This window comes from Flavobacterium collinsii (assembly GCF_902804485.1).
In the GTDB taxonomy this organism is placed as follows: domain Bacteria; phylum Bacteroidota; class Bacteroidia; order Flavobacteriales; family Flavobacteriaceae; genus Flavobacterium; species Flavobacterium collinsii.
The window spans coordinates 1-24,592 of the sequence record NZ_CADCST010000060.1 but is presented as its reverse complement, the minus strand read 5'-3'; the positions used below and the strand labels follow the sequence as shown (position 1 = coordinate 24,592).

Below are 24,592 nucleotides of genomic sequence, written 5' to 3'. Positions count from 1 at the left end.
TTACCTTTGCACCATGCAAATTCAAGTTATAAAATCTAAAATTCATCGAGTAAAAGTAACCGGAGCTGATTTAAATTATATTGGCAGCATTACTATTGATGAAACTTTACTGGAAGCTTCAAACATCATTGAAGGCGAAAAAGTAGCAATTGTAAACATCAATAATGGCGAACGTTTTGAAACTTACGCGATCAAGGGAGAGAAAAATTCAGGAGAAATAACCCTGAACGGACCTGCTGCCAGAAAAGTTCAAAAAGACGACATTATCATTATCATATCTTATGCAACCTTGGAGTTTGAAGAAGCTAAAACTTTCAAACCATGGATCATTTTTCCAAATGAAAATGATAATTCGCTAACCTAATCTTTCCTTTTACACTTTATTCGATTTAGTTTGTTCAATATCTTTTGATACAAACAGTATTTTATTGGCTTAAATTCAATATTGACTTTAATAACAAAAAAAGCTTGCTGTTTTTAAAATCTCTACTACAACTTGATTGGTATTGTTAACAAAATTGATTTAAAACATAGATTACGTAGGTACAAAAAAAGGATAAAATAAAAAAACACATTTCTTTCACATAGAAAAATATGCATATTTAAATGAAGTAAAATGCCTTTTCTATAAATACAAAACCTGTGTAACTATGTGTTAAAATAAATTCGCCCCAACGGATTACAATACTAAAAAAGCAAATAAAATGTTATATTGCTACACTATTACAATACTTTTTAACTCACTGAAATGCCCCACTCATGAAAAAAGTTTACCTACTAATTACCTTAATTTCAATTTCTGTCTTTTCGCAGAAAAAATTTGACAACATTAAATCCGAAAAGCTTGGAGAAGAACGAAGAATAACAATAGGCCTTCCGGAATCTTACGAAGCCAATCCCGATAAGAAATATCCCGTTTTATATTTGCTGGATGGTGATTATTTATTCGACCCATTCTCCGGCGCCATAAGCTATGGCACCTATTGGGGAGACCTGCCTGAGATGATTATTATTGGTGTTCATCAAAATAAAAACGACGAGCGCGAAGATGATACTACTATTGATCAGAATACTGGACTTCCTTTTGAAAAAGGAGCTAGTTTTTTTGAATTTGTTGGTGCCGAATTAGTGCCTTACATCGAAAAGAAATACCGTACATCACCTTTCAGAATTATTGCCGGTCACGATGTAACTGCAAGTTTCATTAATTTTTATTTATACAAAGAGCAGCCTCTTTTTAATGCTTACATTGCTTTTAGTCCTGAACTTGCCAATAAAATGGAAATTAGAATTCCCGAAAAACTGGCCAAAACTACAGAACCTTTATTTTATTACCTGTCTGTAGCTGATGGAGACAATAAAAAGATCAAAGAACCTATCGAAAAATTAGACAGCAATATTAAAATCGCTAATAATCCGCTAGTAAATTACAAATACGATTTATTTAAGGGCACAACCCATTACACTCAGGTTTTACATGCAATTCCAAGTGCTTTATATCAGATTTTCGATGTTTACAAGCCCATTAATTCCTCTGAATACAACAATAAAATTGCGGTTCTGGAAACCGGATATGCTGATTATTTAGAAAACAAATACAACACCATGTCTAAAGTTTTAGGAGTTCAGATTCCAGTGAGAATGAGTGATTTTAAAGTAATTGAAAACCTCATTTTAAAAAAGAACGCCTATGACGAATTAGGCAAAATGGCTGAAATTGGAAATGTAAACTATCCAAAAGCCATGCTGGGAGAATACGAACTAGGGCTTATGTATGAGAAAATGGGTGACCCAAAAAGAGCTTCTAAAAAATACCAAAATGCTTCTCAAATGGAACCAATTGGTGATTTAAATAAAGATTTGATGTACGAGAAAATGGACCAAATGAATGCACTTGCAAAAACTACTAAATAATGTCAAAAGTTAAAACTACTTTTTTTTGCCAAAACTGCGGGACCCAATATGCCAAATGGCAAGGACAATGTAATGCCTGTAAAGAATGGAATACTATTGCTGAGGAAATTATTCAGAAGCAGGAAAAAGTAGCATGGAAAAGCGAACCCACTTCAAATGGTAAGGCTCCGCGTCCTTTAAAAATTAATGAAATTGATTCGGCACAGGAAATCCGAATGAATACTACTGACGGCGAACTAAATCGTGTTTTGGGCGGCGGAATTGTTCCCGGATCCCTGACCCTTTTGGGCGGTGAACCAGGTATTGGAAAAAGCACACTTTTGCTTCAAATTTCATTAAAACTACCTTATAAAACTTTATACGTTTCCGGTGAAGAAAGTCAGAAACAAATCAAAATGCGTGCAGAGAGAATCACTCCCAACAGCGACAATTGCTACATTTTGACAGAAACCAAAACACAAAATATTTTCAAACAAATTGAAGCAATACAGCCTGAAATTGTAATCATCGATTCTATTCAGACTTTACACACCGATTATATTGAGTCAACTGCAGGAAGTATTTCTCAAATCAGGGAAACAACTGCTGAATTGATCAAATTTGCAAAAGAAACCAATATTCCGGTTATCTTAATCGGACATATTACCAAAGACGGAAATATTGCCGGACCAAAAATCCTTGAGCATATGGTCGATACTGTCTTACAGTTTGAAGGCGACCGAAATCATGTATACCGAATTTTACGCTCGTTAAAAAATCGTTTTGGTTCAACTGCCGAACTCGGAATTTACGAAATGTTAGGCAGTGGCTTACGCGAAGTATCTAACCCTTCAGAGATTCTAATTTCGCATAAAGACGAGGAATTATCCGGAACAGCAATTGCCACTACACTCGAAGGCATGCGTCCTTTGATGATCGAAATACAATCACTGGTAAGTACCGCAGTTTACGGAACTCCCCAACGAAGTACGACAGGCTACAATGCTAAAAGACTGAACATGATTCTGGCAGTTCTGGAAAAAAGAGCCGGATTTCGCTTAGGTGCCAAAGACGTCTTTCTTAATGTTACCGGCGGAATTTCTGTTGATGATCCTGCTATTGACTTAGCTGTTGTTGCCGCCATTTTATCTTCCAATGAAGACATTCCGGTAACAAAAGGGTTTTGTTTCGCGGGCGAAGTTGGACTCTCGGGCGAAATTCGTCCAGTAAACCGTGTCGACCAACGCATTCAGGAAGCCGAAAAACTTGGATTCACCACTATCTTTGTATCCAAATACAATAAAATTGCTTTAAAAAATATCGGAATCAAAATTGAACTTGTGGCTAAAATCGAAGATGTAGCCAGCATTCTTTTTGGTTAATTTTTTACAAACCAGCTATGAAATTCCCAAAACAAAAAATATACAAAGCACTCTTAATACTTACATTAGTATTGGTAGTGCTTTTTTTAGGTTTTTACATTTTCCGTGATTCACTTCTCAAACAAGCCATCGCCAAAGTAACTAACAAAATGAACACGGAGTACAATAGCACATTTTCCGTAAAATCAGCTTCATTTGATGGTCTATCCGCCATAAAACTAACCAACGTGATTCTTGTTCCAAAAAACGCTGATACCCTTTGTCATATCGAAAAAATAGAAACCAGTATCAGCTTAGCCAATTTGTTGATTGGTGATGTTCAAATTGGAACTTTAAAGATCAACAACGGTTATATTCAACTCGTCAAAAAAGGAGACATACGTAATTTTGATGCCTTCTTAAAAAAAGACAAATCAGATTCGGATAAAAATGAAAAGCGCAAATATGCCACTTTTGCTTATCGCATCATTTCGAAACTCCTCAATTTGGTTCCGACGGATATGAAGCTCGAGAATTTAAATTTTAGAATTGATGATAATGGCAAAAAAACCTCCGTTGCTATCAATAAACTCGTTCTGGATAACAAACAGCTCGAAACCAACCTTCACGTTCAAAGCAAAGATTTTGACCAACGCTGGAACATAAAAGGTTTTGCCGATCCAAGAAATAAAAAGGCAGACATACGATTTTTTAATCTGGATACCGGCGCAATTCGCGTTCCCTACTTAGACGAACGTTACAATTTAAAAGCCAGCTTTGACTCGATCCGACTGAATGTACAGAACATCGAAAAAGACGGCAGCGAATTACACATAGATGGCTATACTTCTATCACTAATTTAAAAATCAATCATCCAAAAATTGCCAGTAAAGATGTCGTTATCAAAAATGCCCGTTTTGATTATCGTTTTTTACTGGGAGATAGTTTTATTTCGATCGATAGCAGTTCGACCATGCAATTGAATAAGATAAAACTTCATCCTTATGTTTCTTATGACACTGAGAAAGATACCGTTTATACTCTAAAAGTAAACATTCCGAAAATGCAGGCACAAAACTTTATCGTTTCCCTGCCCGAAGGTCTATTCACCCATTTTGAAGGAATGGAAGCTTCCGGAAGTTTTGATTACAAACTCGATTTCAGATTCAACAAAAACAAACCAAATACATTAGTTTTTGACAGCAAATTAAACAAAGAAGGATTAAAAATCACCAAATACGGAGAAGCCGACCTAAACAAATTAAATGGTGAATTTGTTTATCGCGCTATTATTCAAAACGTACTACAACGTCCCGTTTTAGTTGGAAACGCAAACCCCAACTATACGCCTTTGGATCAGATTTCTCCTTATTTACGAAAATGCGTTTTAACGACAGAGGACCCTTCGTTCTTCTCCCATCGTGGTTTTATCAATGAAGCTTTTAAACAATCCATTTTAAAGAACATCAGAACCAAAAAATTCTCACGCGGCGCCAGCACTATTAGCATGCAGCTGATTAAAAACGTTTTCCTGACCAGAGAAAAAACACTTTCGCGTAAACTCGAAGAAATTTTGCTGGTATACATTTTAGAGAACAATCGCGTTGTAAGCAAAGAAAGAATGCTGGAAGTTTATTTCAACATTATCGAATGGGGACCTAATGTGTACGGGATTGGAGAAGCAAGTCATTTTTACTTCCAGAAAAGCCCCGCTAATTTGAATGTTGATGAATGTTTGTACTTAGCGACAATTATTCCAAAACCCAGAAAATTCATGTATCAGTTTAATGATCAGGGTAATTTAAGGGATTATGCATTGAAAAATCAAAAATTCCTAAAGAATTTAATGTTCCGAAGAGGCTTGTTGGTTCCTGAAGATACTCTTGGACAATTACCCGTTTACATTTCGGGAAATGCTCGTTCCTTGATCAGAATTAAAGCTCCGGATTCTACCGCGGTAAAGAATGATTCTTTGGCGATTGAAGATGAATTTAACCTCTAGAAGACAAATATTTCAGAGATAAGCACTAAATTTAAGATTAAAATTACTTATCTATTACATAAAAAATTCCACAAACTAACACTGATTCAATTTGTGTTAATTTGTGGAATTTGTGTTTAAACTAGTAGCAAGAAAAATGAATTGTACAACAACATTCTTCTCCTTATCTCTTACCCTTTAAAATAACTATTTTTTAAAAACAATACCAAACTATAACCTATAACTATCGAGTAACAAAATAAGCTCAAAAACAAAAAGATGTTATTATACCGGTCATCAATTTCTAATGCTTTACAAACAAAAAACACCCCTAATGAAAGTGTTCCAATTATCCTTAAAACCAGCCTTACTTGTTTCGTATTTATATCCATAATAATAAAAATTAGTGCTTATTGTGAAGCTTCTGCTCTCTCTTTTTCTTTGTAAGACATTGCACCCAAATATATAAATAAAAATGTAAAGCGTACTATACTAATCCGGAATAGAACTTCCTTGTTTTTTCCCAATCTTCTTTTACAAACACAAACACTTATCAATAAAAATCCCACAAACTTTAGCAGACTAAATCTGTGTCAATTTGTGGAATTTGTGTTTTATCTCTAATACTGATTAAGGCGCCGGATCCGGAATTATTGCCTGAACCGCATTTATCTCGGCTATAATTTCGCTCGATAACACTACGTCAATAGTGTCAATATTTTCTTTTAACTGTTCCATTGTTGTGGCTCCGATAATCGCACTGGTTAAAAACGGCTGCTGCAGCACAAATCCCATTGCCAATTCGGTTAAAGTCAAACCATGCTTAATCGCAATTTCCTGATATAATTTTGTAGCTTGTGTACTTTGTGCACTGTTGTAACGTGTATATTGCGGAAAAAGATTGATCCTGGCATTTGGATGTGCTTCACCCGTTAAAAACTTACCTGTTAAAACCCCAAAGGCTAAAGGAGAATACGCTAATAATCCCACATTCTCGTACTTCGAAACTTCGGCAGAGCCCACCTCAAAAAGACGATTCAACAAGCTATACGGATTTTGAACGGTTTTAATCCTTGGCAAATTATGATACTTGCTTTCTTCTAAAAAACGCATCATTCCCCAGGCATTTTCGTTTGAAACCCCAATATGTTTTATTTTACCTTCTTTGATTAAGCTGTCGAATGTTTCTAATACATCTCTGAAATTATCTTCCCACGCATCGTCATGACCATTAAAAGATCGCTGTCCAAAACAATTGGTTTTTCGCTCTGGCCAATGCATTTGATACAAATCGATATAATCTGTCTGCAAACGCTTTAAACTGTTCTCTAAAGCATACTTAATACTCGCCGGTGAGAAATCACCCTTTTCGCGCATGTAAGTAAACGCAGGGTTTGGCCCCGCTATTTTTGTGGCCAATACAACTTTATCACGGTTTCCTGATTTTTTAAACCAGGTACCTATAATTTTCTCTGTACTTCCGTAAGTTTCTTCACGCGCCGGAACGGAATACATTTCGGCAGTATCAAAAAAATTAACACCCCTCTCAAGAGCATAATCCATTTGCTGATGTCCTTCAGCTTCTGTGTTCTGTTGCCCGAAAGTCATCGTTCCGAGATTTATTTTGCTAACTTTTATGTCGGTATTGGGTAAAGTTGTGAATTTCATATTTTATATAGGTTCAAAATTACAGAGCAACAAAGGTACAAAGGTATTTATCAACTGGAAATTTGACAAAGGTTAAAAAAAGCACAAGATCTTTAGTTTTCAACATTTTCGGCGTTCGAAACATTGAAAAATAAAAAAGACCCAAAGTAAAAACTCTGAGCCTTTGAATCTTTGCCACTATGGACCTTAATTAATACTATTAAGCATCTCCGCGATTTCATCTAATCTTGGCGTTAAGATGATCTCGATTCTGCGATTCTTAGCCTTTCCTTCCGGAGTTGCATTACTTGCCAATGGAGAAAACTCACTACGACCTGCTGCTGTTAGCTTTTGCTTGTTGATTTTAGTGTTTTCACTTAAAATATTTACAATTGCGGTAGCCCTTTTGGTAGACAAATCCCAGTTATTTGCAATCGGCCCTGAACCTGCGTACGGGTCATCATCTGTGTGTCCTTCGATAAGAACTGAAAGATCCGGATTATCACCTAAAACCTTACCTAATTCAACGACTGCTTTTCTACCTTCGACACCAACGGCCCAGCTTCCTGAATTGAACAACAATTTGTTTTCCATCGAAACATATACTTTTCCGTTTTTCTGTTCTACGGTCAGACCTTTTCCTTCAAAACCATTTAAAGCTTTAGACAATGTCTCTTTCAATTTACGCATTGCTTCTTCTTTTGCTGCGATCATTGCTTCAAGTTCATTCAGACGGTTTGCTGTTTTATCCAGTCGAGCCTGTTCATCAGCCAATTTTTTAGATTTTGCCTCTAGTTGCGCCAACAGTTCACGGTTTTTAGCCATGTTACTTTCTAAAGCATCGTTACTGTTTTTCTCTAAAGCATTATAAGAATCCTGAAGTACTTTATATTTTTTCTGCTGAGCAGCCAGATCCGCTTTTTGTTTTTCAAGATCTGCTTTAGTTGCATTTAAATCTTTTGTTAAAGCATCACGGTCCAATTCTAACTGATTTTTTGATTTTTGCAAACTCTCATTTTCATCAGCAATAGAACGATTTTCTTTTTTGAGATCCGAATATTTGGTTTCAAGATCGTTGTAAATTTTCTTGGACACACAAGAAGTCATAGACATCGCTACAAGCAATAATCCGATAGAGGCCTTTTTTATCATTTTTATTTTTATTTGGAGGGTATTAATACTAAAGTCAAAATTCAACACTAATGACAATGTCAATGTTTAAATTTAAACAGCAATTCATTCAACAATAACAATACCACTTTTACTCTATTTCAACTAAAACCGGACAATGATCCGAATGAACGGCATCCGGAAGAATCACAGCTCTTTTTAATCTATGCTCCAAAGAATTACTAACCAGATTATAGTCGATACGCCAGCCTTTGTTATTCCCACGGGCTCCTGCGCGATAACTCCACCATGAATAATGATGCGGATCTTTATTAAAATAACGGAAACTATCTACAAACCCGGATTTCATAAATCCATCTAACCAGGCACGCTCAGCAGGTAAAAAACCAGAAACAGTTTTGTTACGAACGGGATCGTGAATATCAATAGCTTCATGGCAAATATTATAATCACCACATATAATCAGATTCGGAATCGTTTGTTTTAACTCATTAATATAAGTTTGAAAATCATCCATAAACATAAATTTATGGTCCAATCTTTCAATATTAGTTCCTGACGGCAGGTACAAACTCATTACAGAGCAGTCGTCAAAATCGGCACGAAGGTTACGTCCTTCAAAGTCCATATGCTGAATTCCAGTCCCGTAAACCACATTATTTGGTTTTGTCTTAGATAAGATAGCCACACCACTATACCCTTTTTTAGTTGCCGGATAATAATATTGGTACGGATAACCAGCTGCAGTGATATCGTCAACCGGAATTTGTTCTTGCGTAGCTTTTATTTCCTGAAGACAAATCACATCTGGATTCGCTTGTTGCAGCCATTCGATAAACCCTTTGGTTATTGCGGCACGTATTCCGTTTACATTATAAGAAATAATTTTCATCAGCGTTTTTTTTAGGATTCCAAATGTAATAAAAAAGTGGAAAGTTTGCATTTGAAACAGCGAAAAGTAGAGTTTTTTGTTATCTTTGTTCGCTGCTCTAATAAATTAAAAATAGTACATGGGTTTAGTTACCGCGAAAGAAGTTGCAAAAGCGATAAATGTTGATAAGTACGGAGTTTTGGGTACTTTTTCGGGCTGGATTCTTATGAAAGTTCTTAAGATATCTACCCTTAATAAAATTTACGATCATAATAAGCATTTAGAGGATGTTGCTTTCTTAAACGGAATTTTGGATGAGATGGAAATCAAATTTGAAATTCCGGAAGAAGATTTAAAACGTTTACCGAAAGATGGCGCCTATATTACCATTTCAAATCACCCTCTGGGCGGAATTGACGGTATTTTGCTTTTAAAATTGATGCTTGAAAGAGAACCAAATTTTAAAATCATTGCCAACTTTTTACTACATAGAATTGTTCCGCTAAAAAAATACATTATGCCTGTCAATCCTTTTGAAAATCATAAGGATGCCAAATCAAGTGTGGTGGGGATTAAAGAAACCTTACGCCATTTAAGTGATGGTAAACCGTTGGGAATTTTCCCGGCCGGAGAGGTTTCGACTTACAAAGATGGAAAACTAGTGGTAGACAAACCATGGGAAGAAGGCGCTTTGAAGCTAATCAGAAAAGCCAAAGTTCCGGTTATACCTATTTACTTCCACGCCAAAAACAGTAAGTTGTTTTACTGGCTTTCTAAGATTGACGATACTTTACGTACTGCAAAATTGCCATCGGAATTACTAACGCAAAAAGATCGTGTTATTAAAGTTCGTATTGGAAAACCAATCTCGGTAAACGAACAAAACGAAATCGAATCTTTTGAGGACTATTCTGAGTTTTTAAGAAAGAAGACTTACATGCTCGCCAATCCATTTGAGAAAGACAGCAAATTATTAGACACCGCAAGTTTAAAAATCCCGAAAGCACCTAAAAAAATTGCAACACCGGCAAATGAATCGAAAATGATTGACGAAGTCAATGCGTTAAGAGAAAGCGATTGCAGGTTATTACAGAGTAAAAACTACGAAGTGTTTTTTGCCCGTGCCAAGTCGATCCCAAACATCTTACACGAAATTGGACGTTTACGCGAAATCACTTTTCGTGAAGTGGGTGAAGGAACCAACGAATCTATTGACTTAGATCAATACGACCAATACTATCACCACATGTTTTTGTGGGACGACGAAACCAAAAAAATTGCAGGTGCTTACCGAATGGGATTAGGTTCAGAAATCTATCCGAAACACGGTATTGAAGGTTTTTATCTAACGGATCTTTTCAGATTTGAACCGGAATTACACGATATGATGCATAAATCGATCGAAATGGGTCGTGCTTTTATCATCAAAGAATATCAGCAAAAACCAATGCCTTTATTCCTGTTGTGGAAAGGAATTATTCATACGACCTTACGTTATCCGGAACACAAGTATTTACTTGGCGGTGTAAGTATCAGTAATCAATTTTCTGACTTCTCAAAATCGTTGATGATTGAGTTCATGAAGTCTAACTATTACGATCCTTATATTGCTCAATACATTCACCCGAAAAAAGCATACAAAGTAAAATTAAAAGACGCTGATAAAGACTTTATCTTCGATGAAGCCGAGTCTGACTTGAACAAATTCGATAAGATTATCGACGAATTGGAACCAGGAAACTTACGTTTGCCTGTTTTAATTAAGAAATACATCAAGCAAAATGCCCGTGTAGTTGCCTTTAATGTCGATCCTTTGTTCAACAATGCCGTAGATGGTTTAATGTATATCAGAATAGCGGATATTCCTGAAAGCACAATGAAACCTGTTATTGAAGAATTTCAGATAGAATTAGAACGCAAATTATCGGAGAAAGAAGATTAATTGCATCATCTATACAAACAAAAAATCCCATCTTTAAAATGGGATTTTTTTATGCTTTAAAACGACTTAGAACCAGCCTTTTTGACCAACCTGATAAGTTTGATAAAACTCTTCATCAGTTCTTGTAAGATAGATTATTCCTTCTATAATACCTATTATACCTCCAATTCCGAATACAAATCCAAGAATAAGCTGGATAATTCCTTCCTTATTATATCCCAAATAGAATTTATGAATACCAAGAGCACCTAACAAAATTGCTAAGATTCCCGCAACTACTTTTTTATTCTCTTCACGACGAACCGGAGGATTATTCCAATGTTCTGTTTTACTGTTTTCCATTTTTATAGTGTTTTTTAGTTATGCTAATTCAACTTTATGAGGATGGAATTCTAAGGCTTAAAACCAAATCGACTGATGTAAAATATCATCAAAAGAACTTTCTCTAATAAAAAGAACCAATCGTATCAAATGATAAAAAGCTAAAAAGTAAGCCATATTGTAGGCTAATTTTCTATTGTACAAAAGCCCTGTAAAATATTCTTTTTTAGTAATAAGTTCAGTTGTCAGTATAATGATGGTAAGCCAGCAGAACACAATAACAAAAGGCCCCAATATATGGTAACTAAGAGATTTATAGATGTCACCCTGATAGAAATAAACCAATGATTTGGTAATTCCGCAACCCGGGCAAGGAAAACCGGTTACCATTTTAAAAGGACAAAATGACTGATCTGATTCCAGATGGTCATTATGATTGTCAAGCATTAAAAAAAACGGAATTATCAGTGTAATTGCTGCACCGATAATTCCGTAAATTTTACGTTTTGTTCTACTATTATTTGTATAATCTGTTGATATCACCTTGTACTATCATTGCTGCTGCAAAAGGGAAAAAGAACCCTAAAACAATTAATAAAGTTGATTGGTCTTTTTGAAGTTCCCCAGTTCTTTGATAAACTTTTGGCAATGCTTCTTTACCAGCCAAGTAATAAAAATAAATGTTTACAGGTGTACAACATCCTGCAAAAATTGCAATCGGCTGTGAGATAACTTCTTTACCTGCAACGGCATTTAAAACCTCAGATACTTTAATGTTCCAATAAATTAAGTATAATCCGCATGTTAAAAATCCAAAAAGCAACACCATAACAGGATCTACTTTGAATACCGGAATTGGTTCATTAAAATTATTAGACGTTTCTTTTAAATCGTTTTCCATTTTTACTAGTTAAAATTAATTGGTTATGTCCTACTCTTCGGATTTTCGGTTCCTCCCTATTTAGAAACAATATTATTAAAAATTAACTTTAAAAACTAATTATAGGCTAAAATTCTACAGAAAAGACTCGTTATTTAATTGTAAAAACAGCGCTAAATCATTATTCTTCACCAATAAACTATGTATGAAAGACCGCTTTTATTTTGTCTGCAATTACCTGTGCCAATCGTTCGTGGCTTTCAAAAGTCCAGCCGGCAATATGAGGCGTTAGCAAAGCATTTTTGGATTCCAATAAATATTTAAACGCCTCGGGAGTACTTTCTTCCTGAAATAAGGTCTCAAAAGATAATTTTTCATACTCCAAAACATCCAAACCGGCTCCCAATACTTTTTTAACTTTCATTGCTTCGACTAAGTCTGCCGTTACAATGTTTTTACCGCGTGAGGTATTTATAATCCAAAATGGCTTTGCAAAAGCATTTATAAAATTTCCGTTAACCATTTTATCGGTTTCGGGAGTCCATGGAAGATGCAGACTCAGCACATCGCTTTTTTGCTGCAATTCTGCTAACGAAACCTGTTTTGCATTTTCATCTCCTACGTTATCTAAAATATCGTAACACAGTACTTCGGTCTCAAAGCCTCGAAGTTTTTTAGCAAATGCTTTTCCCATGTTTCCATAACCAATGATTCCAACCGTTTTACCATCAAGTTCATGACCCCGATTGCTCTCACGGTTCCAATGCCCTGCTTTTACTTCGGCATCTGCCTGATTCAGATTGTTAAACAACGACAAAATCACTCCAAGTGAATGTTCTGCAACCGCGTTGCGATTTCCCTCGGGAGCAGCAATCAAATGAATTCCTTTTGTTTCGGCATACTCGCAATCGATACTTTCTAAACCTGCTCCGACTCTGGCAATAAACTTTAAGTTGGCGGCATGATCCAAAAAAGTTTTGTCAATTTTAAAGCGACTCCGAATCACGATTCCGTTATAGTTTTGGATTTTTGCTTCAATTTCTTCTTTAGAAGATTTGAAGTCAGCGTAGTTTTCAAAACCGGCATCTTCCAACTGTTGCCATAAAATTGGATGATTGCTATCAATATGAAGAATTTTTATGCTCATTGTATGCTATTTTATAAAACAAAAATACAGCTTATTCTTTATTTAAGCCGTCCCTTAAGCATGCTGTTTCTACTATCTAATCTTAAAAAGTTTAAAATACAAATAGAAAAACTATTTTAAAGAAATTACCTACTTATTTATTTAGAGTTCCAAAACAAAAACATTCACCATTGGTATTAAAGCATTTAGACACTAAAGTTCTCAAAATCTTAACATTATCAAATTATTTAATTTCATACTTTTATGAATCATTTTAAATTTAGAAAATAACAGTCCCCATTTTGCTTCATCACACATTGAGTTTTAAATAAGCAATTATATTTTAATCAATTAAACATCAGTAATTATGGCAACAAAAGATTTAACTATTATTTTGGTTCACGGCGCTTGGGGAGATGGTTCACATTGGCAACATGTAATTCCGGGATTAGTAAAAGAGGGATATAAAGTACGAAGCGTTCAAAACCCATTGACTTCTTTACAAGATGATATTAATAAAACTCAGGATCTGATAGATGCACAGGAAGGAAAAGTACTTCTGGTGGGGCATTCTTACGGAGGAGCAGTAATCTCAGGTGCAGGGCATCATGACAAGGTTGTAGGTTTAGTTTATATAGCCGCATTTGCTCCTGATGCAGGAGATAGTCTGGGAGCCCTATTAGGACGCAGACCCGGATCAGGCGGAGCCAGTATTTATCCTGATCCAAAAGGTTTTTTATGGATCAAGTACGATGAGTTTCACGAAGCATTTGCTCAAGATCTGGACAAAGAGTCGACGCTGATCTTATCACTGGCACAAAAACCTATCCATGGCCAATGCTTTGGAGATATCGCAGGTGAACCGGCATGGAAAACAAAACCAAGTTGGTATCAAATTTCCAATTTCGACAATATGATTCCGCCAGAAACAGAAAAAGAAATGGCAGAGCGAATCAATCCTAAAAAAATCATTCGCTTAGATGCAGGACATGCCTCCTTGGCATCGCATCCTAAAGAAGTGACAGCCTTAATATTAGAAGCAGCAGCAACCCTCTAAAAAACACTCCAAACCGCCAATCAGATTGGCGGTTTTTTTTGGTTATAAGACAATCCTAAACCCCAACACCAAGCCTCTTAATTTTTTATTCGTTAGTTTTTTTTTAACTTTGAAAATATAAGCCTCAAAAAAATCGCTTCTAAATTCTCTGAACTTTAATAAAAATGAAATTAACAAAAACTTTTAAAGCCTTCTTCAACAACGAAAAATCAGGAGGACTACTCTTGCTTTTTGTCACTATAATATCTCTCTACCTCGCCAATTCGTCTTTTCAAACCGAATATATTGCTTTATGGGAAAAAGAAATCAACGGACATTCCATCACGCACTGGATTAATGATGGCCTGATGACTATTTTCTTTTTATTAATTGGGTTAGAGTTAGAAAGGGAGATTTATCACGGTGAATTGTCTAATATTAAAAATGCTTCTTTACCCATAGTGGCTGCCTTGGGTGGGATGCTGGTTCCTGCGGCTATTTTTCTGGTTTTAAATTTTGGAACAGCAACTCAAAACGGAGCAGGAATTCCAATGGCAACTGACATTGCTTTTGCAATTGGAATTTTATCTCTTTTAGGGAAGAAAGTTCCTTCGTCGCTAAAGGTTTTTTTAACGGCTTTAGCTGTTATTGATGATCTCGGTGCTATAATTGTTATTGCCATATTTTACACCACCTCAATAGCATTTGTAAATCTCGCAATTGCTCTGGGAATCTGGATCTTCTTATTTATACTGAACCGTATGAAAGTTCAAAACCTGATTCCGTATTTAATTGGAGGTGTCATAATGTGGTATTTCATGCTAAACTCAGGTGTTCACGCTACGATTACGGGTGTTATACTGGCTTTTGTAATTCCGTTTGGAAATGGTGACGAAAATTCCACTTCCTACAAACTGCAGCACTTTTTGCACAAACCTGTTGCCTTTTTCATCTTGCCTTTGTTTGCTGTTGCCAATACGTGCATCGCTATTGAATCAGACTGGCATGAAGGTTTAAATCATCCTAATACCTATGGAATCATTCTGGGCTTAGTGGTTGGTAAGCCTTTAGGAATTTTACTTTTCTCAGCTATTGGTGTAAGTCTTGGATTATGCAGTTTGCCTAAAAACTTAAAATGGGCTCATATTTTAGGTGCCGGCATGCTGGGCGGAATTGGTTTTACCATGTCTATTTTCATCACCATCCTAGCCTTTAAAGATCCGGAAACCATTATTTTCTCTAAAATCGCTATTCTGATCGCTTCCGTACTTTCGGGTCTTTTGGGATTAGTTTATCTTAAGTATACGGTAAGCAGAAAACATGTTTAAATTCCAATATTAAAAATTCCAACACTATTTTGATTAACGATACATTTCTTTGCAATAGAAATAACAAAAACCGAAATAGCATAAAAACAAAAATCCCAAATTCCAAGTTTTAGTAAATTGGAATTTGGGATTTTTAATATTGGAATTTCCTTGTCCTAACCCTTAATTTGTTTCAAAGAAGTCTTAATTCCTTTTATTAAAGACGAACTAAAACCGTTGTGTTCCATTTCGTTCAAACCTACAATTGTACAGCCCTGAGGCGTCGTAACACGGTCGATTAATTGTTCCGGATGTACTTTCTCCTCCAGTAACATTTTCGCTGCTCCTTTGACCGTTTGAGCCGCAATTGCTAAAGCAGTATTAGAATCAAATCCAATTTCAATACCTGCCTGCATAGAGGCGCGAATGTATCTAAGGGCATATGCGGTTCCGCAAGCACCAAGTACAGTTGCCGCATCCATTAATTTTTCATCGATAACAGGAGCAGTTCCCAGATCCTGAAACAAATCAACAATTGGCAATGCTTTTTCTCTGTCTTTTTCAGGAAAAGAGATGCAGGTCGCCGATTCACCAAATTGTGCTGCTATATTGGGCATAATTCGCACTACCGCAAATTCATTATTGGTTTTAGACTGAAGCATATCTAAAGATAGTCCGCTTACGGCCGAAGCAATTGTTTTTCCTTTTATAACCGGTAAAATTTCCGCCAAAACAACATCTACCTGATATGGTTTTATGGTTAAAATAACCACATCAGCTTCCTGAATAGTATGTTTATTATCCGAAGAAACCGTAATCCCAAACTCTGTTAAATACTGAATACTGGCCGTATTTCTTCTTGTGACGGTAACCTCGTTGTCTTTAGAGAATTTGACAATTCCCAAGGCAATAGAAACCCCAAGATTTCCTCCGCCTATAATGTGTATTTTCATACTGGTTGTTTTTTGAATTATTTTTGGTTGATTAATAGCTCCTTTTCCGCATGTAAATTACGTAGATTTTACAGATTTTAAATCACTGTAATCTATCAATTTGTGGCAAAAATCTAAAAGTCAGGAATCATTTCTGTTATTCTAAAAGGCTTATACTATCTAACAATTTGCTAAAGGAACGCGGATTAAAACGAATTTATTATTTTTAAAAATCCGTTTTAATCCGTGTTTTCGCGATAGCGAATCCGTTTAATCCGCGTTCCTCTATAGACAATATTAGTAAACAACTCTTTCTCAAAATCGCAAGCGACTTTCTTGAACTTTGTGGTTGCAATGAATAAATCTTCCACAAAATTTACGCATCTATATTATTCTTACAGCAACTTCCCTTTTAATAGCAAAGAAGCAATCGTAAAATAAATAACTAATCCCGTTACGTCGACTAAAGTAGCCACAAACGGCGCTGATGAAGTTGCGGGGTCCAGTTTAAGTTTTTTCAATAAAAAGGGTATCATAGATCCTGAAAGCGTTCCCCATAAAACAATAAAAACTAAAGAAAGAGAAACGGTCAAACCAATTGTTAACCAATGTTCTCCATATTCATAAAGACCGGTTTGCTGCCAAACCAGAATCCTGATAAAACCAACAATACCCAGAATAGCGCCCAATAAAAAACCTGATGCGATCTCTTTCTTCATTACATACCACCAGTCTTTTAAGGTAAGTTCTTTCAATGCCATGGCACGAATGATAAGAGTTGCTGCCTGTGAACCGGAATTACCTCCACTCGAAATAATAAGCGGAACAAATAGGGCTAAAACTACTGCTTTCTCAATTTCACCTTCAAAAAAGCCCATCGCCGAAGCTGTAAACATTTCACCTATAAACAAAACCACTAACCAAGTGGCTCTTTTTTTGACCATTTCGCCAAGACGTGTTTGAACGTATGGCAATTCAAGAGCTTCTAATCCTCCAAATTTCTGAATGTCTTCGGTATCTCTTTTCTCGATTTCGTCTTTTATGACGTCAATAATATCATCAATCGTAATTCGGCCCACTAAACGTCCTAGTTCGTCTACCACCGGAATTGCCTCCAGGTCGTACTTATCCATCATTCTGGCGACTTCAACATCAGGTGTTTCTACGTTTACAGAATACAATTTTCTAATATAGATATCTGAGATCTGCGTTTTGGTCGATGTTGTTAATAGATCTTTTAGCGACAATCTGCCTTTAAGTCTGTTTTCATCATCAACAACATAAATAGAATGCACTCTGGAAACATTTTCTGCCTGAATACGCATTTCTTTTACACAAGTCAATACGTTCCAGTTTTCGTTGACTTTCACCAACTCTTTGTGCATGATACCCCCGGCAGTATCTTCGTCGTAACGCAATAAATCAACGATTCCTTTTGCGTGTTCTACGTCCTGAAGCTCCGAGATTACCTCTGCTTTTCTATCTTTTGAAAGTTCTCCAATAATATCTGCCGCATCATTGGTTTCAAGTTCATCCAGCTCTTCAGCGATTTCTTTTGGCGAAAGTCTGTTTAAGATTTGTTCACGCAAATCATCCTCTAATTCCAGAAGAATTTCGGCTGTTTTTTCGCTATCTAAAACTTTAAAAATATAAGTCGCTTCATCAATGTCAATTTCATCCAGAATTTCAGCGAAATCCGCATGGTGCATGTCATTTAATAAAACTTCAAGCTCCTTATTATTTTTAGCTTGGATGAGTTGAGCAATTTTTTTAATTAGCTCTTTACTGATTTTAAACTCCATCGGCTTCTATTTTTTGAGTCAAAGCAATAAATTCTTCTACACTAAGTTGCTCAGGACGTTTATCAAAGATAGTGTCTTCTCGCAACTTATCGGTTAAATTTAATGTTTTCAAACTGTTACGTAATGTTTTTCGTCTTTGCTGAAAAGCCGTTTTCACTACTGTGAAAAACAACTTTTCTCCGCATGGAAGGCTATAGTCTTCCTTTCGGGTCATTTTCATCACACCCGATTTCACCTTGGGCGGAGGAATAAAAACGTTTTCATCTACCGTAAACAGATACTCAGTAGTATAGAAAGCCTGAGCCAAAACGGATAAGATTCCGTATGCTTTTGAGCCTTTTTTCTCGCAGATTCGTTCTGCAACTTCTTTTTGAAACATCCCCGAAAACTCCGGAATCTGATGTTTAAATTCTAAAGTTCTAAAAACAATCTGTGTTGAAATATTATAAGGGAAGTTTCCAATAATAGCAAATTGCTTGTTCTCGTAAACCTCGTTAATATTGTATTTCAGGAAATCCTGAGAGATAATTTTATCTTTTAATTTTGGATAATTTTCACCTAAATACGCCACTGATTCGGTATCAATCTCGATCACATGTGTATTAATTGGTTTGTCAAGCAAATACTTAGTCAACACACCCATACCCGGTCCTATTTCTAAAACCTCATCATATCCGTTAAGGCTTAAGGTATCTGCAATTGCTTTGGCGATACTTTCATCCTTCAGGAAGTGTTGTCCTAAATGTTTTTTGGCTTTTACTTTTTCCATTTTCTTTTTTTGTTTCCTGCTCTTATTAATTAACTTACGTATACTTTAATAAGCAGATCCAATATTATCATTCATGAACATATATTGAAAATGAACAACTTCAAACTGAATTTTTTCTAAACTTGTCAGCAGCCCAATATTAGCTTTGTAGCCAAATTTAAAGTTTAAATAATTTATCTTTTCATCTTTTTTATTTACAAACATTTTATTTGTATTAAATGTTTCATTATATTCTTTAAAACTAGCATAACGTTTTGAAGATATAATTACTTTATTCTGTTTATAAAAAAGATCTATCTTATTTTTTAATATAGTATATTTTTGTTTGACGAATTCATCATAAAGTGCTGTGTCGTTCGTTACAAAACAATCTTCTTCAGAGATTCCTGACTTAATCTCATCTATATAATCATTAATTTCATTACCACTAGAATAAATCTGTGTTGCAAAACCGGCTATTAGCCCAAAGTCTTTAGGCTGCTCCTCGTTTTTTACTTTTATAACTTCATATTTAGATTCCGCGATATTTTTTAAGATTTCTTTCGAAGTCTTTTCAATTTCTCTAAATTCATTAAATTGTAAAATGATAGAAGTTGACTCTTCCTCTTTGCTTTGGCAGCAAACATTTAGACTTAACAACAAGAATAAAACAAGTTTTATTTGTAGGTTTTTCATAAAAAAATTAGGTAGACAAGCACAATTAAAAATTAATTTTTGCAAATATACTTCTTTTAATTATTCAGAAAGACCTAATGATTCTAATTGGACATTTAATCTAACTGAAAACTGAAAATTAATGTTCCGAAATCACTTCTAACTCTGTTCTGAAAGAAAGCATTTTATCTGCAAACAATCCTAGTGCTTCTTTATGAAACCCTGGTTCATCTTCGATATAATAACGCTCCAGAGTTTCTTTACTGTCTGTAACATATTGAACAGAATACGTAATTCCGCCCATTTCTTCCTCTATCATTACTCTGACAATTCTTGCCGAAGAAAACTTCTGTGTAGCTAAAATTTCAGGTATGTGTTTTTCCTGCATCCACTTTAACCACTGGTCATGAACGCTCTCGTGTATATTGGTGGTAACGTTGTAAATAATCATTCTCTTTAAAGGTTCTGAGATTCTAAGATTCTAAGGTTCTGAGTGTTTTTATCTACTAAATCCTTAAAACAAATCATCGTATTGCTAATTCTCTTTTTTTTTGGAATTTGGAATTTGCTTTTTGGCATTTACAAATTCTTGTCTCCTCTTAACTGTCGGTATTTCTTTCTCGCATCAACAAAATAGATACTATCCTGATGATTAAAAATTACCTTCTCATATAATGGCTTCGCCTTTTCTGCGTCATGCAATTCATCATCGTAAATTTCTGCAGAGAAAAACAAAGCTTCATCTACATAAATTCCGTCACCATGATGGTCAATAATCTGTTGATACTGCGCCAAAGCTGAATTGTAATCCTTCAGACTTTCGTAAATTTTACCTAAACGCAACATTGTAACAGCTTCTATTTCCTGTCCTTTAAAACTTTTCAATATCCCCTGAAACTGAGCAATTGCTTCCTGCTTTTTGTTCTGATACATTAAAAAATCACCTTTAGCAAACTGCTTTAGCGCGGTTTGTGTTGAATCGGCAACCGTATTATCGTTAATCAGTAAAAAATACTCCAGCGCATCATTGGCAATTAATTGCGTATTTGCCGCTTTCAATTCTTTAAACTGTTTCAAAGCCCATTCGAAATCGCCTTTATAATAACTCGTTTTCGCCGCTTTTAAACTCGCTTCATGCGCCATTACATCATTCTTTAAATCCAATTGAATTTGCGAATAATAAATCAAGGCCTGATTGAACTTCTCTTCTAAAAGCAGTATGTCTGCCAACTCCATCTTTGCATCAGCCTGCTGATAAGCATTCAAATTTAACTCCAGCGCTTTCTTAATAATTTCCTTGGCCTCTTCGGTCTTTTTAAGATTAAAAGCCAGGAAATGTGCCTGAATTATTTGCAAAGATAAGGTAAAAGGAGTTATTTCATAGGTTGTAAGCAATTGTTGTAACTCAGCACTAATCATTGTGTAGTCTTTTTCCTGTGCTTTATCGATTTTAATTTGCATCAGAGACGAATTTGTCTGAATGAGTAAATCAAGATCCTTGGTGTTTAGAAGGATAAAATTCAGGATTTCTTCCGCTGTTTCGGTGTCATCCTCATTCAATGCAAACTGCCCTAAATTAACAATGCTCGAGAGCGATTCAGGTTCTCGTTTGTAAATTGCTTTTTCCTGAATGAAAGCTTTACCGAATTCTTTCTGCTGTACATAAAACCAGCTTAGGTAATGATTCCAGAACACATCCTGATCTTTTTGTGTTTTCAAGATCAATGCTTTACGCATGGCGTCTTTAAAAGCAGTATTATCGGTTTCGCCATTCATGAAACGAGATAACTGTGTCTGAATTAAATTGGCATTCTGCGGGTTCTTATACGACTCCGTCAGTAAAAAATCAATCATCTGATCGGTCTTCCCTAACTGCCCGTACAACATTCCGATTTGAAAATTGAAATTATAATTAGGCTGCACCAGCATTGCCGTCTCATAAGCCCGTAAAGCGTATTCCAACAATACTTTTTTCTCAAAAGAATTACCCACTCCATAAACATCATTCGGATTGGTTTTGATTTTTTCGATCGCCTGTTCGTAGCAACTTTTGGCTTTGATATCGTTTTTTTGCAGTTGAAAATTATACCCCAACTCTACTAAAAAAACGCCTTGTTTGTATTTATTGTAACGATCCTGAATTACTTTTTGTGCTACCTCAAATTGCTGTAACTGCTGATAACAATCGATCGTCCTTAAAAAGTACTGTGTATTGGACGGCGCACTATTTAAAAGCTCTTCGTAACTGATTTTAGCTTTTTCAAAATCACCTTTATCATAATAATACTGCGCAAGCTGTTCATTCTGTGAAAATGCGAAAGTAGACCAGAACAAAACAATATAGATGATGATGTTTTTCATATTTTAGCTTTTTTTTCAGTATTCATTCGCAGTTCTCACTTGTAGTGTTCAGTCACGGTTTACAGTTGCATTATTCCGTATAAACTGAAACTGAAGACTGCGAGTGTAAACTAAATAAGAACATTCTTCTTAGACTTCCAAACAATCAATCCTAAACCAATCAGAATAAAAGGAATACTCAGTATTTGTCCCATATTAATTGGCATACTATTCTCGAAGGCTTCCTGATTCTCCTTGAAAAACTCAATTATAAATCTGGCAAGAAACAATAATATTAAGAAGTATCCGAAGATCAATCCGTCAGCTTTTCGAATTTTCTCTGACTTGTACATCGCATACAAAATTACAAAAATCAACAGATAAGCAAATGCTTCATACAGCTGTGTTGGATGTCTTGGGATCATATCATCTCTTTGAAAAACAACACCCCAGTTTCCATTGGTTGGTTTTCCATAAATTTCAGAATTCATAAAATTCCCAAATCTGATAAAAGCTCCCGTAACCGGAACCCCAATTGCCATTTTATCTAAAAGCCATAAAAACTTAACTTTATATTTTCGACAATACAAAACCATTGCAATTAAAACACCTATTGACCCTCCATGACTTGCCAGACCTTGATATCCAACAAACTTATAAACCCCAGCCACTTTCTGAATGGGTAGCAGAATCTCTATCGGATGTTGTAAAAAATAGGATGGCTCATAAAAAAAGCAATGCCCTAATCGTGCTCCCAAAATTGTCCCAACAATTACATAAACGAGTAAACTATCGAGATTGTCCAGCGAAAGATTTTCTTTTTTGTAAATGTTTCGTACAATAGCGTAGCCCAGTAATAACCCACAGGCAAAAAAAGCACCATAATATTTCAACGGAAAACTATCTGTTATCCAAAAAATAACGGGATCTACGTCCCAATTCAAAATCCCATTCATCTTCCACTTTTTTAGTATTCAGTCGCAGTCACAGTGTTCAATGCAATTCACCTCAAACTGAGGCTGCAACTGAACATTGTGACTGCGACTGTAAACTTTATTTCAATCTTAATTTATAATATCAAATCCGCAGTAAGGTCTTAACACTTCCGGGATTACAATTCCTTCCGGGGTTTGGTAATTTTCTATAATTCCGGCTAAAACTCTTGGTAATGCCAATGAACTTCCATTTAAGGTATGTGCCAGTTGGTTTTTTCCATCTTTGTCTTTGAAACGCAATTTCAAACGATTGGCCTGAAAAGTTTCAAAGTTCGAAATTGAACTGATTTCTAACCAACGGTCCTGTGCAGTAGAAAACACTTCAAAATCGTAAGTCAAAGCCGCTGTAAAACCGATATCACCACCACACAAACGTAAAACGCGGTATGGTAATTTCAATTCTTTTAAGATCTCTTTTACATGTTCTACCATTCCGTCTAATGCTTCATAAGACTTCTCAGGGTGTTCAATACGTACAATTTCTACTTTATCAAATTGGTGCAAACGATTTAATCCACGCACGTGAGCTCCGTAAGAACCAGCCTCACGACGGAAACATGGCGTATACGCAGTATGTAAAACCGGCAATTCGCTTTCGTTTAAAATCACATCACGGAACAAATTCGTAACCGGAACCTCAGCCGTTGGAATCAAATACAAATCATCAATTGTTGAATGATACATTTGTCCTTCTTTGTCCGGTAATTGTCCTGTTCCATATCCTGAAGCTTCATTTACCAAATGAGGCACCTGAACTTCATTGTATCCTGCAGCTGTATTTTTATCTAAAAAGTAATTGATCAAAGCACGTTGCAAACGGGCTCCTTTACCTTTGTAAACCGGAAATCCTGCTCCAGCGATTTTTACACCCAGTTCAAAATCGATGATATCGTATTTTTTTACCAATTCCCAGTGAGGCTGTGCACCTTCGTGTAAAACCGGAATATCACCTTCCTGAAAAACATTCAAATTGTCATCTGGTGTTTTTCCTTCCGGAACAATATCAGCTGGAAGATTTGGTAAAGTATATAATTTATTGGTTAATTCGGCAGCTAAAGCTTCTGCTTTTTCACCCAATTCTTTGCTTTTTTCTTTTAAGGAAACTGTTTTTTCTTTTAAGATTGCAGCTTTTGATTTCTCGCCTGCTTTCATCAATTCCCCTATATCTTTGGATAATTTATTAGATTCAGATAAAGTGTTGTCTAATTCTACTTGTGTTGCGCGACGGTTTTCGTCTAATTGTACCACTTCTTCAACAACGCTTTTAGCATCGATATTTCGTTTTGCTAAAGCCTTGATTACTTTCTCCTGATTCTCTCTAATAAATGCGATTTGTAACATAGCTTGTTTTTTATAACTATTGTATTTTTTTTATAATGGAAGCAAATTTAAGGAAATGTTTCCTAAGATTACGACAAAGTTGATTCTAAAGTTATTTCGGAGGTTATTACTCAGAGATACACGAAATATTTGCAAAGATGCGTAGAGATTATTCTTCACTCTTCACTCTTCACTCTTCACTCTTCACTCTTTACTCTTTACTCTTTACTCTTTACTCTTTACTCTTTACTCTTTACTCTTCACTCTTCACTCTTCACTCTTC

The 24,592-nt window shown here is 35.5% G+C and carries 22 protein-coding genes; 7 read left to right on the top strand and 15 right to left on the bottom strand.

Translation table 11 applies throughout. From position 1 onward, the window contains the following. Positions 1-13: 13 nt before the first annotated feature. From panD to FLA105534_RS03385, 4 genes are all read left to right on the top strand, one after another. Complete coding sequence (gene panD / locus FLA105534_RS03400; protein WP_017495920.1) at positions 14-364, top strand: aspartate 1-decarboxylase; 351 nt, start codon at positions 14-16, stop codon at positions 362-364. A gap of 395 nt (positions 365-759) precedes the next feature. After that, positions 760-1,914 carry an alpha/beta hydrolase gene (locus FLA105534_RS03395; protein WP_173964646.1) on the top strand — a complete coding sequence of 385 codons (1,155 nt, stop codon included), beginning with the start codon at positions 760-762 and terminating at the stop codon, positions 1,912-1,914. Continuing rightward, positions 1,914-3,275, top strand: a complete 1,362-nt coding sequence (gene radA, locus FLA105534_RS03390; protein WP_173964645.1) for a DNA repair protein RadA — start codon at positions 1,914-1,916, stop codon at positions 3,273-3,275. Before FLA105534_RS03395 ends, radA begins: the two co-directional genes overlap by 1 nt. A 17-nt stretch (positions 3,276-3,292) precedes the next feature. Then, on the top strand, positions 3,293-5,257 hold the full coding sequence (locus FLA105534_RS03385; RefSeq protein ID WP_173964644.1) for a transglycosylase domain-containing protein: 1,965 nt from the start codon (positions 3,293-3,295) through the stop codon (positions 5,255-5,257). A gap of 609 nt (positions 5,258-5,866) precedes the next feature. Here the strand turns inward: FLA105534_RS03385 and FLA105534_RS03380 are convergent. From FLA105534_RS03380 to FLA105534_RS03370, 3 genes are all read right to left on the bottom strand, one after another. Next, the gene (locus FLA105534_RS03380; RefSeq protein WP_173964643.1) at positions 5,867-6,904 is read right to left on the bottom strand and encodes an NADP(H)-dependent aldo-keto reductase; all 1,038 of its coding nucleotides are present in this window, start codon (positions 6,902-6,904) and stop codon (positions 5,867-5,869) included. Positions 6,905-7,090: 186 nt separating this feature from the next. After that, complete coding sequence (locus FLA105534_RS03375; protein ID WP_173964642.1) at positions 7,091-8,035, bottom strand: OmpA family protein; 945 nt, start codon at positions 8,033-8,035, stop codon at positions 7,091-7,093. A 109-nt stretch (positions 8,036-8,144) separates the two neighbouring features. Further along, positions 8,145-8,906: an exodeoxyribonuclease III gene (locus tag FLA105534_RS03370; RefSeq protein WP_173964641.1), complete on the bottom strand. Its 762-nt coding sequence runs from the start codon at positions 8,904-8,906 to the stop codon at positions 8,145-8,147. A 118-nt stretch (positions 8,907-9,024) separates the two neighbouring features. Here FLA105534_RS03370 and FLA105534_RS03365 point away from each other — a divergent pair, with 118 nt between their 5' ends. Then, positions 9,025-10,827: a GNAT family N-acyltransferase gene (locus FLA105534_RS03365; RefSeq protein ID WP_173964640.1), complete on the top strand. Its 1,803-nt coding sequence runs from the start codon at positions 9,025-9,027 to the stop codon at positions 10,825-10,827. Positions 10,828-10,893: 66 nt separating this feature from the next. Here the strand turns inward: FLA105534_RS03365 and FLA105534_RS03360 are convergent, their stop codons facing one another. From FLA105534_RS03360 to FLA105534_RS03345, 4 genes are all read right to left on the bottom strand, one after another. Beyond that, the gene (locus FLA105534_RS03360; RefSeq protein ID WP_173964639.1) at positions 10,894-11,169 is read right to left on the bottom strand and encodes a TM2 domain-containing protein; all 276 of its coding nucleotides are present in this window, start codon (positions 11,167-11,169) and stop codon (positions 10,894-10,896) included. 57 nt (positions 11,170-11,226) lie between these two features. Next, a complete protein-coding gene (locus FLA105534_RS03355; protein ID WP_173964638.1) occupies positions 11,227-11,691 on the bottom strand; it encodes a DUF2752 domain-containing protein in 465 nt (154 codons plus the stop codon). Continuing rightward, positions 11,666-12,049: a DUF4234 domain-containing protein gene (locus tag FLA105534_RS03350; protein ID WP_173964637.1), complete on the bottom strand. Its 384-nt coding sequence runs from the start codon at positions 12,047-12,049 to the stop codon at positions 11,666-11,668. The genes FLA105534_RS03355 and FLA105534_RS03350 overlap by 26 nt, the downstream gene beginning before the upstream one ends. A 178-nt stretch (positions 12,050-12,227) precedes the next feature. Then, positions 12,228-13,175 (bottom strand): 2-hydroxyacid dehydrogenase, encoded by a 948-nt coding sequence (locus tag FLA105534_RS03345; RefSeq protein ID WP_173964636.1) that lies wholly within the window; start codon positions 13,173-13,175, stop codon positions 12,228-12,230. Positions 13,176-13,521: 346 nt separating this feature from the next. On the opposite strand from FLA105534_RS03345, the gene FLA105534_RS03340 reads away from it, so the two are divergent. Further along, on the top strand, positions 13,522-14,211 hold the full coding sequence (locus FLA105534_RS03340; protein ID WP_173964635.1) for an alpha/beta hydrolase: 690 nt from the start codon (positions 13,522-13,524) through the stop codon (positions 14,209-14,211). 164 nt (positions 14,212-14,375) lie between these two features. Beyond that, positions 14,376-15,518, top strand: a complete 1,143-nt coding sequence (gene nhaA, locus FLA105534_RS03335; RefSeq protein ID WP_173964634.1) for a Na+/H+ antiporter NhaA — start codon at positions 14,376-14,378, stop codon at positions 15,516-15,518. 155 nt (positions 15,519-15,673) lie between these two features. Here the strand turns inward: nhaA and proC are convergent, their stop codons facing one another. From proC to serS, 8 genes are all read right to left on the bottom strand, one after another. Beyond that, positions 15,674-16,450: a pyrroline-5-carboxylate reductase gene (gene proC, locus FLA105534_RS03330; protein ID WP_173964633.1), complete on the bottom strand. Its 777-nt coding sequence runs from the start codon at positions 16,448-16,450 to the stop codon at positions 15,674-15,676. A 374-nt stretch (positions 16,451-16,824) separates the two neighbouring features. After that, complete coding sequence (gene mgtE, locus FLA105534_RS03325) at positions 16,825-18,231, bottom strand: magnesium transporter (RefSeq protein WP_173964632.1); 1,407 nt, start codon at positions 18,229-18,231, stop codon at positions 16,825-16,827. Beyond that, the gene (gene rsmA / locus FLA105534_RS03320; RefSeq protein ID WP_173964631.1) at positions 18,221-19,000 is read right to left on the bottom strand and encodes a 16S rRNA (adenine(1518)-N(6)/adenine(1519)-N(6))-dimethyltransferase RsmA; all 780 of its coding nucleotides are present in this window, start codon (positions 18,998-19,000) and stop codon (positions 18,221-18,223) included. The genes mgtE and rsmA overlap by 11 nt, the downstream gene beginning before the upstream one ends. 45 nt (positions 19,001-19,045) lie before the next feature. Continuing rightward, entirely contained in the window at positions 19,046-19,675 is a 630-nt protein-coding gene (locus FLA105534_RS03315) for a hypothetical protein (protein WP_217427683.1), read from the bottom strand. Between the two features lie 118 nt (positions 19,676-19,793). Then, entirely contained in the window at positions 19,794-20,105 is a 312-nt protein-coding gene (locus FLA105534_RS03310; protein ID WP_173964629.1) for a DUF4286 family protein, read from the bottom strand. A gap of 128 nt (positions 20,106-20,233) precedes the next feature. Further along, positions 20,234-22,015: a tetratricopeptide repeat protein gene (locus FLA105534_RS03305; RefSeq protein WP_173964628.1), complete on the bottom strand. Its 1,782-nt coding sequence runs from the start codon at positions 22,013-22,015 to the stop codon at positions 20,234-20,236. A gap of 110 nt (positions 22,016-22,125) precedes the next feature. Next, positions 22,126-22,950, bottom strand: a complete 825-nt coding sequence (gene lgt / locus FLA105534_RS03300) for a prolipoprotein diacylglyceryl transferase (protein WP_173964627.1) — start codon at positions 22,948-22,950, stop codon at positions 22,126-22,128. Positions 22,951-23,058: 108 nt separating this feature from the next. After that, positions 23,059-24,330 carry a serine--tRNA ligase gene (serS, locus tag FLA105534_RS03295; protein WP_173964626.1) on the bottom strand — a complete coding sequence of 424 codons (1,272 nt, stop codon included), beginning with the start codon at positions 24,328-24,330 and terminating at the stop codon, positions 23,059-23,061. Between the last annotated feature and the right edge of the window lie 262 nt (positions 24,331-24,592).

Excerpts from the sequence above, each read along its gene's own strand:
- FLA105534_RS03305 (WP_173964628.1), bottom strand. The coding sequence starts at position 22,015 with ATGAAAAACATCATCATCTATATTGTTTTGTTCTGGTCTACTTTCGCA.
- FLA105534_RS03380 (WP_173964643.1), bottom strand. The coding sequence starts at position 6,904 with ATGAAATTCACAACTTTACCCAATACCGACATAAAAGTTAGCAAAATA.
- FLA105534_RS03375 (WP_173964642.1), bottom strand. The coding sequence starts at position 8,035 with ATGATAAAAAAGGCCTCTATCGGATTATTGCTTGTAGCGATGTCTATG.
- FLA105534_RS03365 (WP_173964640.1), top strand. The coding sequence starts at position 9,025 with ATGGGTTTAGTTACCGCGAAAGAAGTTGCAAAAGCGATAAATGTTGAT.
- nhaA (WP_173964634.1), top strand. The coding sequence starts at position 14,376 with ATGAAATTAACAAAAACTTTTAAAGCCTTCTTCAACAACGAAAAATCA.
- FLA105534_RS03370 (WP_173964641.1), bottom strand. The coding sequence starts at position 8,906 with ATGAAAATTATTTCTTATAATGTAAACGGAATACGTGCCGCAATAACC.
- FLA105534_RS03350 (WP_173964637.1), bottom strand. The coding sequence starts at position 12,049 with ATGGAAAACGATTTAAAAGAAACGTCTAATAATTTTAATGAACCAATT.
- serS (WP_173964626.1), bottom strand. The coding sequence starts at position 24,330 with ATGTTACAAATCGCATTTATTAGAGAGAATCAGGAGAAAGTAATCAAG.
- FLA105534_RS03395 (WP_173964646.1), top strand. The coding sequence starts at position 760 with ATGAAAAAAGTTTACCTACTAATTACCTTAATTTCAATTTCTGTCTTT.
- panD (WP_017495920.1), top strand. The coding sequence starts at position 14 with ATGCAAATTCAAGTTATAAAATCTAAAATTCATCGAGTAAAAGTAACC.
- FLA105534_RS03310 (WP_173964629.1), bottom strand. The coding sequence starts at position 20,105 with ATGATTATTTACAACGTTACCACCAATATACACGAGAGCGTTCATGAC.
- FLA105534_RS03385 (WP_173964644.1), top strand. The coding sequence starts at position 3,293 with ATGAAATTCCCAAAACAAAAAATATACAAAGCACTCTTAATACTTACA.
- proC (WP_173964633.1), bottom strand. The coding sequence starts at position 16,450 with ATGAAAATACACATTATAGGCGGAGGAAATCTTGGGGTTTCTATTGCC.
- rsmA (WP_173964631.1), bottom strand. The coding sequence starts at position 19,000 with ATGGAAAAAGTAAAAGCCAAAAAACATTTAGGACAACACTTCCTGAAG.
- FLA105534_RS03360 (WP_173964639.1), bottom strand. The coding sequence starts at position 11,169 with ATGGAAAACAGTAAAACAGAACATTGGAATAATCCTCCGGTTCGTCGT.
- FLA105534_RS03345 (WP_173964636.1), bottom strand. The coding sequence starts at position 13,175 with ATGAGCATAAAAATTCTTCATATTGATAGCAATCATCCAATTTTATGG.
- mgtE (WP_173964632.1), bottom strand. The coding sequence starts at position 18,231 with ATGGAGTTTAAAATCAGTAAAGAGCTAATTAAAAAAATTGCTCAACTC.
- radA (WP_173964645.1), top strand. The coding sequence starts at position 1,914 with ATGTCAAAAGTTAAAACTACTTTTTTTTGCCAAAACTGCGGGACCCAA.
- lgt (WP_173964627.1), bottom strand. The coding sequence starts at position 22,950 with ATGAATGGGATTTTGAATTGGGACGTAGATCCCGTTATTTTTTGGATA.
- FLA105534_RS03315 (WP_217427683.1), bottom strand. The coding sequence starts at position 19,675 with ATGAAAAACCTACAAATAAAACTTGTTTTATTCTTGTTGTTAAGTCTA.
- FLA105534_RS03340 (WP_173964635.1), top strand. The coding sequence starts at position 13,522 with ATGGCAACAAAAGATTTAACTATTATTTTGGTTCACGGCGCTTGGGGA.